At 37.5% G+C, this 15,959-nt stretch carries 13 protein-coding genes; 5 read left to right on the top strand and 8 right to left on the bottom strand.

What is annotated here, in order from left to right:
* The first annotated feature begins 8 nt into the window (after positions 1 to 8).
* Positions 9 to 1,028 (top strand): LacI family DNA-binding transcriptional regulator, encoded by a 1,020-nt coding sequence (locus FHT21_RS17415; RefSeq protein WP_167296027.1) that lies wholly within the window; start codon positions 9 to 11, stop codon positions 1,026 to 1,028.
* Between the two features lie 7 nt (positions 1,029 to 1,035).
* Here FHT21_RS17415 and FHT21_RS17410 read toward each other — a convergent pair whose 3' ends face one another.
* On the bottom strand, positions 1,036 to 2,580 hold the full coding sequence (locus FHT21_RS17410; protein WP_167296026.1) for a family 10 glycosylhydrolase: 1,545 nt from the start codon (positions 2,578 to 2,580) through the stop codon (positions 1,036 to 1,038).
* Between the two features lie 206 nt (positions 2,581 to 2,786).
* Here FHT21_RS17410 and FHT21_RS17405 point away from each other — a divergent pair, with 206 nt between their 5' ends.
* Positions 2,787 to 3,689, top strand: a complete 903-nt coding sequence (locus FHT21_RS17405; protein WP_167296025.1) for a hypothetical protein — start codon at positions 2,787 to 2,789, stop codon at positions 3,687 to 3,689.
* A 40-nt stretch (positions 3,690 to 3,729) separates the two neighbouring features.
* On the opposite strand, the gene FHT21_RS17400 is transcribed toward FHT21_RS17405, so the two are convergent.
* The 4 genes from FHT21_RS17400 to FHT21_RS17385 all read right to left on the bottom strand — a co-directional run bounded on the left by FHT21_RS17400 (position 3,730) and on the right by FHT21_RS17385 (position 9,578).
* Positions 3,730 to 7,461 carry a HAMP domain-containing sensor histidine kinase gene (locus tag FHT21_RS17400; RefSeq protein WP_167296024.1) on the bottom strand — a complete coding sequence of 1,244 codons (3,732 nt, stop codon included), beginning with the start codon at positions 7,459 to 7,461 and terminating at the stop codon, positions 3,730 to 3,732.
* A 90-nt stretch (positions 7,462 to 7,551) separates the two neighbouring features.
* A complete protein-coding gene (gene fabD, locus FHT21_RS17395) occupies positions 7,552 to 8,433 on the bottom strand; it encodes an ACP S-malonyltransferase (protein WP_208398977.1) in 882 nt (293 codons plus the stop codon).
* 86 nt (positions 8,434 to 8,519) lie between these two features.
* Complete coding sequence (folE, locus tag FHT21_RS17390) at positions 8,520 to 9,155, bottom strand: GTP cyclohydrolase I FolE (protein ID WP_108197170.1); 636 nt, start codon at positions 9,153 to 9,155, stop codon at positions 8,520 to 8,522.
* A gap of 12 nt (positions 9,156 to 9,167) precedes the next feature.
* Positions 9,168 to 9,578, bottom strand: a complete 411-nt coding sequence (locus tag FHT21_RS17385) for a 6-carboxytetrahydropterin synthase (RefSeq protein WP_029274209.1) — start codon at positions 9,576 to 9,578, stop codon at positions 9,168 to 9,170.
* Between the two features lie 112 nt (positions 9,579 to 9,690).
* Here FHT21_RS17385 and mqnB point away from each other — a divergent pair, with 112 nt between their 5' ends.
* Positions 9,691 to 10,314, top strand: coding sequence for a futalosine hydrolase (gene mqnB / locus FHT21_RS17380; protein ID WP_167296023.1), 624 nt, complete (start codon positions 9,691 to 9,693; stop codon positions 10,312 to 10,314).
* Positions 10,315 to 10,432: 118 nt separating this feature from the next.
* A complete protein-coding gene (locus FHT21_RS17375; protein ID WP_167296022.1) occupies positions 10,433 to 11,281 on the top strand; it encodes a 1,4-dihydroxy-6-naphthoate synthase in 849 nt (282 codons plus the stop codon).
* A gap of 58 nt (positions 11,282 to 11,339) precedes the next feature.
* Here FHT21_RS17375 and FHT21_RS17370 read toward each other — a convergent pair whose 3' ends face one another.
* The 3 genes from FHT21_RS17370 to FHT21_RS17360 form a co-directional block, all read right to left on the bottom strand.
* Positions 11,340 to 12,035, bottom strand: coding sequence for a response regulator transcription factor (locus FHT21_RS17370; protein WP_167296021.1), 696 nt, complete (start codon positions 12,033 to 12,035; stop codon positions 11,340 to 11,342).
* Between the two features lie 176 nt (positions 12,036 to 12,211).
* Positions 12,212 to 14,032, bottom strand: coding sequence for a HAMP domain-containing sensor histidine kinase (locus FHT21_RS17365; protein ID WP_167296020.1), 1,821 nt, complete (start codon positions 14,030 to 14,032; stop codon positions 12,212 to 12,214).
* Positions 14,033 to 14,285: 253 nt separating this feature from the next.
* The gene (locus tag FHT21_RS17360; protein WP_057933226.1) at positions 14,286 to 14,651 is read right to left on the bottom strand and encodes a DUF3127 domain-containing protein; all 366 of its coding nucleotides are present in this window, start codon (positions 14,649 to 14,651) and stop codon (positions 14,286 to 14,288) included.
* Positions 14,652 to 14,722: 71 nt separating this feature from the next.
* On the opposite strand from FHT21_RS17360, the gene FHT21_RS17355 reads away from it, so the two are divergent.
* Positions 14,723 to 15,901, top strand: coding sequence for a class I SAM-dependent RNA methyltransferase (locus FHT21_RS17355; RefSeq protein WP_167296621.1), 1,179 nt, complete (start codon positions 14,723 to 14,725; stop codon positions 15,899 to 15,901).
* Positions 15,902 to 15,959 lie beyond the last annotated feature (58 nt).

The following is a 15,959-nucleotide window of genomic DNA, read 5'->3' as shown; positions in this document are numbered from 1 at the left end:
ATCCCTAATTGAAAAAGAAAACCACCATATACGATATAGCGAAAGCGCTAAACATTACAGTATCAACTGTTTCGAGGGCACTTAGTGGCTTCCCCGCAATAAGCGATGCCACCAGAAAGGCCGTTGTAGAAATGGCTAAAAAATTAAATTACAGCCCAAATAAACTCGCATCTGCATTAAAATCTGGTAAAACCCATATCATTGGTGTAATTGTACCAAGTGTACAGGCACATTTCTTTGCATCTATTATCCATTGTATAGAAGATGGCCTGAAGGATAGCGGCTACCGTGTTATTATCTACCAATCCAACGAATCTGTTGAAAATGAAATAAATGGCGTAAGAACCTTACTAGAAGCACAGGTAGATGGCATTATGGCTTCAATGTCGTTAGAAACAGAAGATGTTTCGCACTTTGACGAAATTATTAAGCAAAATAAGCCCCTGATATTATTCGACCGCGTAAATACAGATTTAAAAGTTCCTACCATTACACTTGATGATTTTAAGGCAGGTTATATTGCTACGAAACATTTAATAGATCAGGGCTATCAAAAAATTGCATTCGTAACCACTGTTCACCAGATTAAAATATTTAATGATCGCTTAGAAGGATACAAAGCAGCTTTAGCAGACCATAACCTTCCACTAATAGAAGAGCATATTATTTTTGGAGGTTTATCCATTAAAGACGGCCGGTTTGGTGCAGGTAAATTAATGCGTAGCAAAAATAAACCCGATGCTATTATTGCCGGTGATGATTTTACCGCGCTGGGTGTAATTAAAAAGTTAAAAGAGATCGATGAAACACCTCCTGAAGTTGGTGTAATTGGCTTTGCCAACGAAGCATTCTCGGCTTACATTACACCTAACCTATCAACAATTGATCAGCATGCATCACAAATGGGCCAAGAATGTGCTAAAATGTTTCTGAAAATGATTAATCAGGAAAACCCATATGCCAATATGGAGCATATTGTGCTTGACCCAGCTGTTGTAGAAAGAGAATCGACCAATAAAAAGAGTTAAAAATCTATTATTCCTTTGCTAAAGGGACTTCAATACCAACAGGCCCACTAGGCTCACTTTCATTTTTTAATCGATCTAATGCTGTAACGAGGTAGCTGTACCGCTTCCCACTTTCTACACTGGTATCAATATATGAAAGATAATCTTCAAAGCTTATTTTAATAATGTTCTTAGGATCGAGTATCGAAATTTTCTCTCCTTCATTAAATCGGTAAACTACAAATCCCGAAGCCGTTTCTCCATCTTTTGCCTTTAGCGGAAGTTGCCATTTTAAATGTACACCATCTTTTAGCGCATCAGCGGTTAATGCTTGAGGCTCGTTTGGCGGTACCTCATCCAGCCATGGCATTTGCGGTGGCAAAGCAGGGTATTTATAAAGATCGTTCTTTAACGAATCGCCAACCGCCTTTGCAACCGTACTTAATGATTTAGAACTAAAAAACACGCTACCCTGAATCCGGTTGTTATCTCTAAGGTATCTAATCTGCTTGGGTATTTCGCTTAGGTTTTTCCAGGCTGCTTCTGCCCTCGAGTTTACCAGATAAGCACCCTGCCCAATATAAACATGCCTACCAAAGGTATTATTGCTCCACCAATCAACTAAAACACCATAAGGTGCTACTCTCCTGGTAAACGTAAAATAAATTTGAGGATTAATGTAATCTACCCAACCTTCTTTAACCCATTTACGGCTATCGGCAAAAAGTTCTGCATAGTTGGATAGGCCACTGGTAGCAGAGCCTTCGGGATCTTCATTTTTATTTTTCCAGATACCAAAAGGACTAATACCAAACTTCACCCATTTCTTATAGTGGTGGATACTATCGTCAAGCTGTTTGATGAGCAGATCGACGTTGTTGCGCCTCCAATCTTTTATGTCCGAAAAATTATTAGGGTATTTGTAAAAAGTGTTACCATCGTTAATCGTTTGTCCCTCTACTTTATAAGGGTAAAAATAATCGTCGAAGTGAATACCATCAATATCATAGCCCTTTACCACATCTAAAATTACCTGAACAATATACTCCCTCACATCTGGAATACCCGGATCAAACTGCTTTTTGCCACCATAGGTAAAAAACCAATCGGGATGTTTACGAAAAGCATGGTTTTCGCTCAATACCGCCGTGCTGCTCATACTGGCTCTATAAGGATTAAACCAGGCATGAAGCTCCATTCCCCTGAAATGGGCTTCTTTAATGGCGAAGGACAAAGGATCATAACCAGGTGCTGGCGCCAAACCCTGTTTCCCCATTAACCATTGGCTCCATGGTTCTCTGGATTTTGCATAAAATGCATCTGCTGCGGGCCTAACCTGCAAAATAATAACATTCATCCCTTGGCTTTTATGCCTTTCTAAAATGCCAATAAGCTCCTGCTTTTGTTGGTCAATGCTTAAACCTGGTTTGGATGGCCAGTCTATATTGGTTACAGTAGCTACCCAAACACCTCTAAACTCCCTTTTTGGTGCAATTTTTGATAAAGGTTGTGCATTTAATATATAAGGTATTACAGTTAAAGATAAAAGTGCGTATAGGAAGTTTTTAAGCATTATTTCTGTCTTATTTTTTATTCAGGTTGTGTGTTTGTGTTGATTTGAATACAAATGAACGTTAGCAATTAAACGATTTTTTTTAAAAACTCTTATAAGTTTTTAAAAAAATTTAATTTGCGCCCTGCTAAAATTAATTGTGTACCCCCATTTACCTATGGAGAACAAAAGTATATTAATTTACAGAAGATACAGCGTTATTAAAAATGGAATCACAAAAGATTAATAAGGGTGATAGAAACAAAATTTACTTCCTGGTCATCGTTATTGCTGCTTTAATTGGCACAAATGCTTACTTGTTTTTTAAAGACCGACAACAAAGTGAAAGATTTGTTACCGTTAGTGCAGAGAAAGATAAACTACGGCTGGAGGTAGAAAAAATTGAGGTTGAGCTGGATAAGGTTAATGCATTGAACCTTGATTTAAACGATAAACTTGTTGAAGAACAGAAGCTTGCGCGGGTAAAAATTGAAGAACTTAAAACGGCTTTAGAAAAAAACCAGATTACCCAGGGCGAACTCGACAAAGCCAATGCACAAATTAATGACCTGAAAACATTTGTAAAAAATTACAATGATCAGATTATTCAGCTGCAGAAAGACAATATTTTTCTAAAAAATAGTCGCGATAGTTTACAGAACTCCCTTAGAAACATCAGCAATAAGGCCTCGAACTTGGAGAACGAAAACTCTAATTTAAATGCGAAAGTTAAAACGGCCGCGGTATTAAAGCTTCAATCGGCCGAAATTATTGCTTTCAGAACAAAATCCAACGGCAAAAAAGTAGAAGTGAGCAAATCATCTACTGCAGAAAAGTTAAGTGTACGTTTTAACGTTGTGCCGAACCAGTTAGCAGAAAAAGGACATCATAACATTTACCTTCGGGTATTCGATCCGGCAGGAAACCTGTTAGCAGACGAAGGAAACCATTTCGAGGCTGATGGACAGGATATGCAGTTCAGCCATTCTATTTTTATTGACTACAATAACGATGACAGCACCTATGTTATCGACTGGGCAAACCCTAAACCATTTATAAAGGGCATATATACCGTAATTTTATATGCTGATGGTAATACCATGGGCAAGGCGCAAGTGGAGCTGAGATAATACCCGCCATCCTAATTAACCAATCTACCTTATTTTTAATTTAAACTAAAGGAAAGTTCAGATAGAACGTTGTTCCTAACCCGCTTATTGAGGTAAACTTAACTGAACCACCGGCATTTTCTACAGCCTGCTTAACAAAGGCTAAACCTAAACCAGTGCCCGATGTTTTTGTAGTGAAGTTCGGTACAAATATTTTATCCTGCAGCACTGGTGGTATGCCTTTTCCATTATCCTTTATTTCTATATATGCATTTTTCGCATCTACATATACAATAATGGTAATGCAGCATAAAGTTTCCTCATCTATAGCTTCTATCGCGTTTTTAAGCAGGTTATTAAACGTTCTTAAAAGCTGATCATGGTCTGCCATGATTTCGATATCCTTCTCGCTCTTGTTTAGCACATCAATGGTAACGTTTTCTGTGCTTTTAAATACCTCTCTTGCCTGCTCAATAATCGGAAGTAAAGAAAGCCGCTCCAGATTGGTATCGGGCATTTTGGCAAAATTAGAAAATTCAGAAGCAATTTTCGAAAGGCTATCAATCTGTTCTATAAATGATTTACTAAACTTATTAAACTTCAGTTCGAAGTTAGGGTCTTTCTCTTTCCACGATTTCTCTAACAACTGAACACCCAGTTTTAAAGGTGTTAGTGGATTCTTGATTTCGTGAGCAACCTGTTTGGCCATTTCGCGCCAGGCACTCTCCCGTTCCGATCTGGCCAGTTTAATTGCACTATCTTCTAGGGCCGCAATCATATGATTATATTCCTTAATTAAAGAACCGATCTCATCATGTCTACGCCATACAATAGGCTCGTTCTTTTGCCCTATTTTCGTTTTACTAATACTATCCTGGATAAAAGTTAAGGGATTGGTAATCTGATTAGCCAAAAATACAGCTAATACCCCAATAGCCACAAATACCAGTGCATAAAGATTAATCAGGTTACTCACAAAAAGCGCCAGTTTATCAGTATATTCTTCTTCGGTAGAGTAATTAGGCAAACCAATATAGGCAATTGTTTTATTTTGAGCATTCCTGATGGGGGCATATGCAGCAGCATAGGTTAAATTACCAATTTTCTCTGCCGGGTTGATAAATTCCGATCGGTGTAAACCACTTAAAGAAAAGAAGGCTGTTGGCCCCATTTTCTTACCGATAATTTTATAATTATAAAGCTTAGGGTAGGTCGTCATGATCAGGTTGCCATCCAGGTCATATAAATTTAAATCGGCATTATTGATATCGGCAAAATTGTTAAAATCTGCTGTTGCATTCTCGTCGTTTGCAATTATGCCATTGCTAAAAACCTGCTTCTCAAAATTCTGCTGTACCTTTCTTATTTTATCTTTTAATATAGCATCCTGCTGCCCACGGTACTCAAGATTCATGTAATAGTAGGTTCCCCAACCTACAATAACCAGCGTTGCCACCACCGCCATTACAATTGAAACCTGGATTCTGGTTTTATACAAAATCTTATTGGCATTGATCATTAAAGACCTGTTGATACTGAACCAGCCTACCTTATCATCATCAAGGTTTTTGATTAACCATATTAAACCATAAAGCAACAAGGAGAAAATGATAAATATCAGGAAGAAAAACGATAGCGCTGCCAAACGTTCTACATAATCTACCTTCTCCTTACTGATTACAACCATTTTGCTATCAGTAGGTTTATAAATTAAATGGCTGTAATGGAGCGAATCGTCACTGGTTGTAATAAAATCATCCTTTTTACCCTTAAATATGCTTCCATCTAAAGGATAAGTATAATTTCCAGATTGATTAAGCAATTTATTATTGCTATACAAGGCAATAGAATAACCCTTAAAATCTTCGTCTTTGATCAACTTTTGATCACCTAAGAGATCTGGTAGCCGATTGTTATAATTATATGGCTTTGAGCGGAGTTCGATAACGAGTGTACCTAATAAACTGCCATTATCTACAACGGAAATGATACCAAAGTAATCCTGATAACCAAATGTATTGTTAACCTGATAAAAAAAGTTAGATCCATCAATTTTAACAGAGCCCGCCTCAACCAGGTTTTTGTACTTATCAATCGGTGGTGTATCCGCATTTTCTATTGCAGCGCCCAATTTATTGTAAGGATAGATCTGATAATCGTAGCGGTTTAAATAGCCATCTAAATAATCTTTAATATGATTTTTGAGCACCGAATAACTCCCTTTTCGGTTTTGAGTAAAATAGTTTGTCAGAAAATTATCTTTAACAATTTCATTGCCCAAAGTACCTAAAGCAATAATGGCATTCGGATCTTCAGACGATTGCACTTTTCTGGCCAAAGGCTCCCGCAAACTTCTTTCTTTAATATCTTTATACTTAGTGTACTTAATAGACGTATTAAAAGCCAGGCAGAAAAATACTATGGCAAACATACCGATCGAAAAGTTCTTTTCTTTTAAATAAACAGCCCTTGCCACGATAAATAATACAAGCGCAAAAACGATAAAAAATGCATTAAAATCTACCACTAACTTGTAGATAAAAACACCAGCAAAGCCGATTAAAAAAATAATGACCCGCTCTTTATTGCTTACATTTAATTGACTGCTTACTGTTGCCGAAACAGCGGTTATCAGGTAAATCTGAAACCAGGCCAAACATAAAATTACAATACCCACCCAACTGGTTCCGCTAAGCTTAAGGATATTAACGATATCAAAATTAATTTTTGAGTTAAAAATCAATCCGAAGAAAATATCATCGGTATCCCAAACAATCCGGCCAATTAACACCATTAAGCCTGCCTGAATAACCATCCCGATTATTTTACTCCGCTTAATCCATCCCGGAAACTTATATTGTTCCTTATGGTTATACATAAACAAGAGTAACCAGGTTAGTGCGATTACATTTAACAGAAAATCGCCTAACGAAGGCATCAGGAAATTATCTGCATATATCCTCGGATCAAATAGATCTAAGGTAAACCTGTGGTTAAACCAACCGTAATATAAATCTGTTAACCGAAAGGCTAAAAAGAAAAACAACAGCAAAAAAGTACCCCAGGCAATATGTCCACGCCTGGCAATAAACGAACTTAATGAGTTAAAAAACATGCAGATGCATAACATGCCAGCAACAAACAGCCACAATTGTGTACCTGAATAATGGGTTTCTGCGTACCCGGGTTTTACTTTAAGGCCGAATAAAAACTTATTATCCAAACTTTTTATTACATACACGTCCTTATCCGTAAAAGATGCAAACGTTAATGTTTTGGTGGTTGATAAAATTGGATCGATATCATTTTTAAAATACTTTGTCTCTTTAAAAGGGTATTGAGATTGAATGGTGATTAAGAAAATAAAACTGAAATTACCCTGGGTACTTTTAATCACTTCGTACCAGCCGTTATAAAAAAACAATACCGAGCTACCTTCTTTTATTGTAGTTGGATCTATTTCGGCAACCTTATAGGTACTCCAAAACTTAAGCTGGTTGTTTTCATAGGTTAATAGGTTTATGCCGCCGTTTTTACGATAGGCATTGATAAAATTTATCGCATTTTGCGGATTGAGGTGAAACTGTTTTGCCTTGGCAACCTGCTGTTTATCGGCCAGAAAACTTTGAACAGATCTTTCTTTAATTGAAAGGTTGTGCTGAATTTCTTGTGCATCATGTTCCAGAAGCTCACTTTTGGTTGTAAACCTGCTTAACGAAATAGAAGTTGCAATGAGACAGCAGCCCAAAACAAGCAATAGAAATCTTATTTTTACACCAAAGCTCATTTTCATCTACGGATAAAGATATTAAATATTGATAAAAAACAACGCCATAAACAATTGAGTTTATGGCGTTGGCACTAATATTCTATTTGAATAAAATTAAGCTATCGCAGCGCTACTGGTTTGTACTTCGCGACTTACTTTTTTAACCAATCCCTGCAACACATTACCCGGACCAACTTCTACAAATTCTGTTGCACCATCGGCAAGCATGTTACCCACTGTCTGTGTCCAACGTACAGCGCCTGTTAATTGTTTAATTAAATTGGATTTTATTTCTGCCGGATCTGTATATGGCTTAGCATCAACATTTTGATAAACAGGGCAAATTGGTGATGCAATATTAGTAGCTTCAATAGCTGCCTGTAATTCGATTTTCGCTGGTTCCATTAAAGGCGAATGGAATGCACCGCCTACGTTTAATTTTAAAGCTCTTTTAGCTCCCGCTTCGGTTAGTTTAGCGCAAGCCAGATCAATACCTTCTATACTGCCCGAAATTACCAATTGCCCTGGGCAGTTGTAATTTGCCGGAACGACTACGGCATCAATTTCAGCGCAGATTTTTTCAACCACATCATCAGCTAAACCTAAAATAGCTGCCATGGTTGATGGCTGTGCCTCACATGCTTTTTGCATGGCATTTGCACGGGCAATAACCAGTTTTAATCCATCTTCGAAGCTTAATGCATTTGCCACCACTAAAGCCGAAAATTCGCCTAAGGAATGTCCTGCAACCATATCTGGTTTAAAATCATCGCCTAACACTTTGGCTAAAATAACTGAATGCAAAAAGATTGCTGGTTGGGTTACATTGGTTTGCTTAAGCTCCTCATCTGTTCCACTAAACATAATATCGCTAATGCGGAAACCGATAATTTCATTGGCCTGTTCAAATAATGCTGCAGCTTTGGGATGCTCATAAAGATCTTTACCCATACCTACAAATTGTGCTCCCTGTCCGGGAAAAATATATGCTTTCATTATAATTAGTTTGGCGTATCACGTTTAGTGGCTAGCGTTTTCAATCTATGCCTTACCTGATACCTATTACTGTTTATTTGATACTATTAATCTAAACTGGCGGTAATTAACCTTAAAAACTCAGCCCTCGTTTTATCGTTACTTAAAAAAGTTCCTGTAAAGGCTGATGTTGTGGTTACCGAGTTTTGTTTTTGCACGCCACGCATAGACATACATAAGTGCCGGCATTCCATGACCACAGCAACACCCATTGGGCTAAGGGTATTTTGGATACAATCCCTAATTTCGTTCGTTAAACGTTCCTGTACCTGTAAACGGCGGGCAAAGGCATCAACTACACGTGGAATTTTACTTAAACCAACAATGTGCCCATTAGGAATATAAGCGATATGTGCTTTACCGAAGAAAGGCAACATATGGTGTTCGCACATCGAATATACTTCAATATCCTTAACCACAACCATTTGGCTATAATCCTCTTCAAACATGGCCCCCTTCAGAATTTCATCAGGTTTTAAATCGTAACCATGTGTTAAATATTGTAGCGCTTTAGCCACGCGCTCAGGTGTTTTTAGTAAGCCTTCGCGCTCGGGGTTTTCGCCCAATTGGCCAAGAATATCTTTATAATGTGTTGCTACAGCTTCTATTTTATCTTCGTTGTAACGGTCTATTTTTACATAACCGTCTCTCGATTCGCCTTTCAATACGTCTTTATCGCTCATTAATTTAGGTTTTTAACCAAAGTATTCAACAAAATTATTTTCGGTTTCGTATATTTTTACGCAATGTAAAACTGCACCGCTCTCTGCAATCGGAGCCCAAAGTTGTTTCCAGATTTCGATGGCCAGATTTTCAGTTGAAGCCAACTTGCCTTTCATAAAATCTACATCAAGGTTTAAATTTTTATGATCAACTTTATCTACCACATAATCATTCATTACGTCTTTCAGCCATTTCAGATCAACCAGAAAACCTGTTTCCGGATTCACTTCGCCTTTAACGGTAACATATAACCAGTAGTTATGGCCATGCCAGTTGGGGTTGGCACATTTACCATAAACTTCATTGTTTTTATCATCATCCCAATCGGTACGGGCCAATTTGTGCGCCGCATTAAAGGATGCTTTTCTCGTTATGTAAATCATTACTATAAAATAAGATGCAAATATACAGATAAAGGTTCAAGCTTAAAGACTAAAGACCAAAGCTTACACAAAACCTAAAATTTTAATGAAAACAATCTGCTAACTTTACTTTATGAAAACTTTAATTGTTGCTGCTACAAAAGCCGAACTTACCTTCTTTTACCAGCATTTTAATTTACCAGACGGAGATTTTGTTGAAAGTAAAAATTTCGATCTGCTAATTACCGGAGTTGGAATGGTAGCAACAGCCTTTGCCCTGGGCAAACATCTTTCATCTAAATATAACCTTGTGGTAAATTTCGGCATCGCCGGAAGCTTCGACAGGGATATAGCTTTAGGTACAGTATTAAATATTACTGAAGATACTTTTGCGGAACTGGGCGCCGAAAATGGAGATGAATTTTTAACCATAAACGATTTAGGCTTTGGGGAGAACCATTACACCTCAAAAACACAAAAAAAAATTAACCTACCCATTGCAAAAGGCATAACCGTGAACTGTGTAACGGGAAGCGAAAAAAGCATCAAAAATTTAATTAGCAGGCTAAATCCCACTACCGAAAGTATGGAAGGTGCCGCCGTTTTTTATGCCTGTAAACAGTTAAATATAGCTAGCTTACAGATCAGAAGTATATCTAATTATGTAGAGCCAAGAAATAAAGACAATTGGAAAATTGGTTTGGCCATTAAAAACTTAAACGATTGGGCCATTGCTTTTGTTGGAGAAATGAACTGATTATGACCGATTAGTTTATCGCAGTACTTAATTTTGATTTATGAACCCGACACAATTAAAATAATTATTTTAATTGTCAAAGGCTCCATCTAACAACTGAAAACAAAAAAATAAATAGATGAAACTTACACTTGGATTTTCTCCCTGCCCTAACGATACATTTATTTTCGATGCACTAATTCACCATAAAATTGATACGGAAGGATTAGAATTTGAAGTTTATTATGATGATGTAGAAACCTTAAATCAAAAGGCACTTAGGGGCGAATTAGACATTACCAAATTAAGCTTTCATGCTTTTGCTTATGTAGCCAACCAATATGCTTTATTAGATGCCGGTAGTGCCCTGGGCTTTGGCGTTGGCCCGTTATTAATTAGCAAAAATCATTTTGAAGGTTCAGCCGACCCTCAACTCCACACCCCCAACGCTAAACTCAAAATTGGAATACCGGGAAAGTATACTACTGCAAATTTTTTGTTGGGAATTGCTTATCCACACTTACAAAATAAACAAGAACTTGTTTTTTCGGAAATCGAATCGGCTTTACTTAACGAGCAGATCGATTTAGGCTTGATTATTCACGAAAACAGGTTTACCTATCAGGATAAGGGTCTAACGAAAATAGTTGATCTAGGCGATTATTGGGAAAAACTAACGGGTTGCGCCATTCCATTGGGCGGAATCGTAATTAACCGTAATTTAGAACACAATCTGCAGTTAAAGGTGAACCGCTTAGTTCGCCAGTCGGTAGAGTTTGCCTTTGCACATCCAAAATCGGGAATCGATTTTATTCGCCAGCATGCCCAGGCTATGGAAGAAAGTGTGATGTACAAACACATCGAATTATATGTAAATAAATATAGCATAAACCTTGGCGAAGAAGGCCGTAAAGCGGTAGATACCCTATTTAAACTTGCCCAAGAGCGGAATATCATTCCCGCCATCCAGGAGAACCTGTATATTTAACTATATTTTTACTACCATTCGTCATCCAGAACTTGTTTCAGGATGATGAATCGATCTATTAGCTTACCAACAGCTTATAGCCTTTTCCGTGCACATTAATAATTTCTACTGTCGGATCAGCCCTTAGGTATTTTCGCAACTTACTTAAAAACACATCCATACTTCTTCCATTAAAGTAATTATCATCATGCCAGATACTTAACAGGGCTTCTTCGCGGGTTAAAACGGTATTCTTTTTCAAACACAATAAACGCAACAGCTCGGCTTCTTTGGTAGATAGTTTTTGCTGATTATCGTTATCGGTAATAATCTGCGTAGTATAATCGAAATGATATTGACCGATGGAAAACTGTGTTTCGGCAGCCTCATCATTGTGGTCTGTTTTATTGGCTATGCGTTTAAACATCGCATTAATACGCAGTAGTAACTCTTCTATACGAAAAGGTTTGGTAATATAATCGTCGCCGCCTAAATCATAAGCAGCAGATTTATCTTCTAACATGGTTTTAGCCGTTGCAAAAATAATAGGCACCTGTGTGTTTACCTTTCTAATATCTTTACCCAAGGTAAAACCATCTTTTTTGGGCATCATCACATCTAAAATACATAAATCAAAGTTCTGCTTATTAAATGCTCTCAGTCCATCTTCACCATCGGTGCATAACACTACATCAAACTTGCCCTTTAACTGCAAATAGTCTTGCAACAATAAACCTAAATTTGGGTCGTCTTCTACCAGAAGTATTTTTTTCATTTTCTTGTTTTTATTCACATAAGTGGCATTACCCACATTGAAAGTTTGATCCTGAATATGCATAACGGTTTAATTGATGTTGCAGATTAAATTAATACTCCACTATATTAGTCAAATTAAACCTGTTTTATTTTATTGTATCGATAAGGCAAGCTTTTGTACCGATGTTTAACTGTTTATAAAGGTAAAGATATTTCGAACGTTGTTCCCTTATCTTTTTCGCTACTTACCTTAACCGTTCCATTCAATTTCTTAATAATATCCTGAACATAATTTAAACCCAGGCCAAAACCTTTAACATCGTGCAAATTACCTGTTGGCACCCTATAAAACTGATCGAAAATCCGTTTAGACTGCTCCTTGGTCATCCCAATGCCTTTATCTGCTATTTCGATAATTAAATTCTTGCCAACATTGCGGGTAGTAATGGTAATCTCTGGCGTATCGCTACTGTATTTATTGGCATTATCAATAAGGTTATAAATTACATTAGACAGATGGAGTTCATCGCCATATACAACGGCATTTTCTGCATCGGTATGTACATTGACAATGGCATTCCTTTTCTGTAACTGTAATTCCATGCTATCCAGCACAATCACAATCAAATCGTTAACATCTACTTCATTGTTCTCCATTTTAAGCTCGCCTTTTTCTAAACGGGCTATACTTAAAACACGCTCGATATGACTCCCCAGACGAACATTTTCATCATAAATAATCCCCGCCAAGCGTTTTAACCTGGCTTTATCTTCTGTCACTTCCGGATCTTTCAAAGCCTCACTGGCAATCATTATGGTAGCCACAGGGGTTTTAAATTCGTGCGTCATGTTGTTAATGAAATCTGTTTTCATTTCCGACAGTTTTTTCTGCTTCAAAATAGCATACAAGGTATAAGAGAAAATAAAAACAAGTACCAGTAACAAACCGATTGATGAGGCAAGCGTAACACTTAGATTAGCTATAATAGCCGAATTTTTATTCGGAAAACTGACTAAAAGCATCCCGGGATCGCGAAAGATATCGTTTCCAAACAAAGGTGTTTTATAAGTGTTTTCGGGCAAAAACTCTCCTTTAACGTTAGAAGCCATCATAAAAATGGTCGAATCTTTTCTGGCTAACGAAATGCGGTAAGAAGGCACTAATGAAATATTATTAGCAAGGAGTTCCTGCTTTAATAAGCGGTCTAAAGAGCTGAAATTAATGCGTTTATAAATTGGCACATTGGTTTCCTGCAGTTCTTTAGATACATCCTCGACCACGCTCGATCGGGTATACGAAAAAGTATCCTTACCCAATGCTGCAATTTTAAGCTCTAATTTTTTCTTCTCAATCTCATCCTCACGCTTAAATTTTTTCTGTAAGTCATTAGGAATTTTAGGAACATTTGCGAAACCAGGGCTACCATCCCGGGGATCAAAAACCAGGTACCTTAATGTATCGGGCAAACTCTGCAGACTTTTAAATTCGAATGCTTTTGGCGGTGCGCTAAAAAGTTTTGTACGCATGCTATAGCCTTTTAAAATAAGGCTCTTAATATCAATAATCGCATCCATCTGCAAATCCAGCTTGTCGCCGTTTTTCGAACTCAACGAATTATATTCCCGTTCAGAAATCACATTAGGTGCCCGATAAGATACACGGATAATACTATCTTGTTGGTTCAGGTAGCTTTCAATCTGGTTTTCCCGCTCGGCTTGCCGCAACTCTGCCTCTTGTGCATACTGTTGGCGTAAATCCTTAATATCTAAGGCCCGTTGCCTGGAGTCTTGTAACTGCTTTAACTTATTTTCAGCATCTTTCCGGTTTAGGTGATCGGCAACATTTCTACGTTGTATTTTATTTACTACCGATGTTAGCGTTTGGTTTACCTGCTCATCAAAAAGTTGAGATTTTAGTTTATACGATTCCCTGATGTAATACAGCTGCATTACAAAAACACCAAGCAAAGCCACCGTCATTAAAACGGTAATTAACCAAAAACTCTTTTTCTTCATGAACTAGATTGGTTTTAAAGCTAAAAAAACCAGGGCATAATCTTCTTAAATCTAAACAGATATCAAAAATACTGATTAGCTAAGCGAAGTGTTTGTTTTTAACATATTTTAACAGCGCGAATAATTGGAAAGACTTGCGAAGTTCCCTATGCCCTGGCCGGGTAAACTTCAGAAGTCTTGTATAGGCAAAAAAAATGCCGGGGCTAAAGCCTCGGCATGGTTCAAAATTGTTTGCTTAAAAAAGATTCTTTATTTAGAAAGGCAAATCATCATCTTCACCTGGTGCATTGCTTACATCAACCGGAGCTGCATAAGCTGGCGTAGCGGCCGGAGCGCCTGCTGCAACTGCATTTATACGCCAAATAACCAAACTGTTAAAATATGATGTTTTACCTGCTTTATCTGTCCAAGGGCGACCACGTAAATTAAAGAAAACCTCAACCTCATCGCCTGCTTTAAATGTATCTAATAATGCAGTTTTATCTTGTAAAGCCTCAAAACGGATATATTCTGGGTATGTTGGATTTTCTGCGTATTCTACTATTAAATCACGTTTTTTAAACGTTTCACTTACTTGTTGTGTGGCACCTACTTCGTGTACTTTTCCTTTAATTTCCATATCTAATACTACTTAATGTACTATAAACATCAAATCTCTATAATTTTATTGATAACTTCGCATATATTATGATGCAAGTTTTCCACAATAAAAGCAAGGTAATTATTACCTGCAACAAGCGCCTTTCGCCTTATTTACAAGAAGAGGTTACGGCTTTAGGTTATACCATCGAGCGGTCTTTTGCTACAGGTGTTGAGCTCAGTATTACCCTTACAGAGTGTATTAAGCTAAATTTGAACTTACGCTGTGCCAGTCAGATTCTATATGCCATAAAAAGTTTCAAGGCCATTACGCCTGATGATTTATACAACGAAATTGCAGCTATTGAGTGGGAAGAACTGATTGATTTTTCGGGTTATTTCTCCGTAACCTCAAATGTGGATAACCCTAATATTACCACCCCGCTTTTTGCAAATTTAAAAGTAAAGGATGCCATTGTAGACCGTATGAAAGAGAAAAAAGGCATCCGCCCTAACTCTGGATCGGATGCAAATAAAACGGTAGTGCATTTATACTGGAAAGATGCCGATGCTGATGTTTTTATGGACACTTCTGGCGAAACCCTTGCCAAACACGGTTACCGCAAGATCCCCGGAAAGGCACCCATGTTAGAAGCTTTGGCCGCAGGAGTTATTTTAGCAACCAAGTGGGATAGGAAATCGCCGTTTATTAATCCCATGTGCGGTTCAGGAACGCTAGCTATTGAAGCGGCCCTGATTGCCACTAACCGTGCCCCTGGATTATACCGCATGAATTATGGTTTTATGCATATCTTAGGTTATAATGAAGAGGATTTTTTCGCTGAGCGCCGAATTTTAAAAGATCAGGTAATTAAAAATATTGATTTTAAAATTGTAGCTTCCGATCTTTCGGAAGATGCAGTTGAAGTAACCCGTAGAAATGCTAAAACTGCAGGTGTTGATACTTTAATTGAGTTCGAAGTTTGCGATTTTGAATTAACACCCGTTCCTGAAGATAGCAAAGGTGTTGTTGTTTTTAACCCTGAGTATGGCGAACGTTTAGGCGTGCACAGCAAGCTAGAATTGACCTATAAACGCATGGGTGATTTTATGAAAACAAAATGCAAAGGCTATTCTGGATATATTTTCACCGGAAATCCTGATCTTGCTAAAAAAATTGGATTAAAAGCTGCTAAAAAAATTGAATTTTATAATGGTAAGTTAGACTGTCGTTTACTAGAGTATGAATTATATGATGGCTCTCGCCGAGCACCATTAATTGAAGCCTAGTCTTTTTCGTTGAAAATTAATATATTACGCTCTCTTACGTACCATAACGTAAAAAATT

The sequence above is a fragment of the Pedobacter sp. SG908 genome, assembly GCF_011759615.1.
Classification (GTDB): domain Bacteria; phylum Bacteroidota; class Bacteroidia; order Sphingobacteriales; family Sphingobacteriaceae; genus Pedobacter; species Pedobacter riviphilus.
Note: the sequence above shows the minus strand (reverse complement) of the source record. Positions and strands in the feature narration are given on the sequence as shown.

Bases quoted from the DNA above. Each gene is read 5' to 3' on its own strand.
- FHT21_RS17370 (WP_167296021.1), bottom strand. From the start codon at position 12,035: ATGAAAAAAATACTTCTGGTAGAAGACGACCCAAATTTAGGTTTATTG.
- FHT21_RS17365 (WP_167296020.1), bottom strand. From the start codon at position 14,032: ATGAAGAAAAAGAGTTTTTGGTTAATTACCGTTTTAATGACGGTGGCT.
- folE (WP_108197170.1), bottom strand. From the start codon at position 9,155: ATGAGCGATAAAGACGTATTGAAAGGCGAATCGAGAGACGGTTATGTA.
- fabD (WP_208398977.1), bottom strand. From the start codon at position 8,433: ATGAAAGCATATATTTTTCCCGGACAGGGAGCACAATTTGTAGGTATG.
- FHT21_RS17400 (WP_167296024.1), bottom strand. From the start codon at position 7,461: ATGAAAATGAGCTTTGGTGTAAAAATAAGATTTCTATTGCTTGTTTTG.
- FHT21_RS17355 (WP_167296621.1), top strand. From the start codon at position 14,723: ATGCAAGTTTTCCACAATAAAAGCAAGGTAATTATTACCTGCAACAAG.
- FHT21_RS17375 (WP_167296022.1), top strand. From the start codon at position 10,433: ATGAAACTTACACTTGGATTTTCTCCCTGCCCTAACGATACATTTATT.
- FHT21_RS17405 (WP_167296025.1), top strand. From the start codon at position 2,787: ATGGAATCACAAAAGATTAATAAGGGTGATAGAAACAAAATTTACTTC.
- FHT21_RS17410 (WP_167296026.1), bottom strand. From the start codon at position 2,580: ATGCTTAAAAACTTCCTATACGCACTTTTATCTTTAACTGTAATACCT.
- FHT21_RS17385 (WP_029274209.1), bottom strand. From the start codon at position 9,578: ATGATTTACATAACGAGAAAAGCATCCTTTAATGCGGCGCACAAATTG.
- FHT21_RS17360 (WP_057933226.1), bottom strand. From the start codon at position 14,651: ATGGAAATTAAAGGAAAAGTACACGAAGTAGGTGCCACACAACAAGTA.
- mqnB (WP_167296023.1), top strand. From the start codon at position 9,691: ATGAAAACTTTAATTGTTGCTGCTACAAAAGCCGAACTTACCTTCTTT.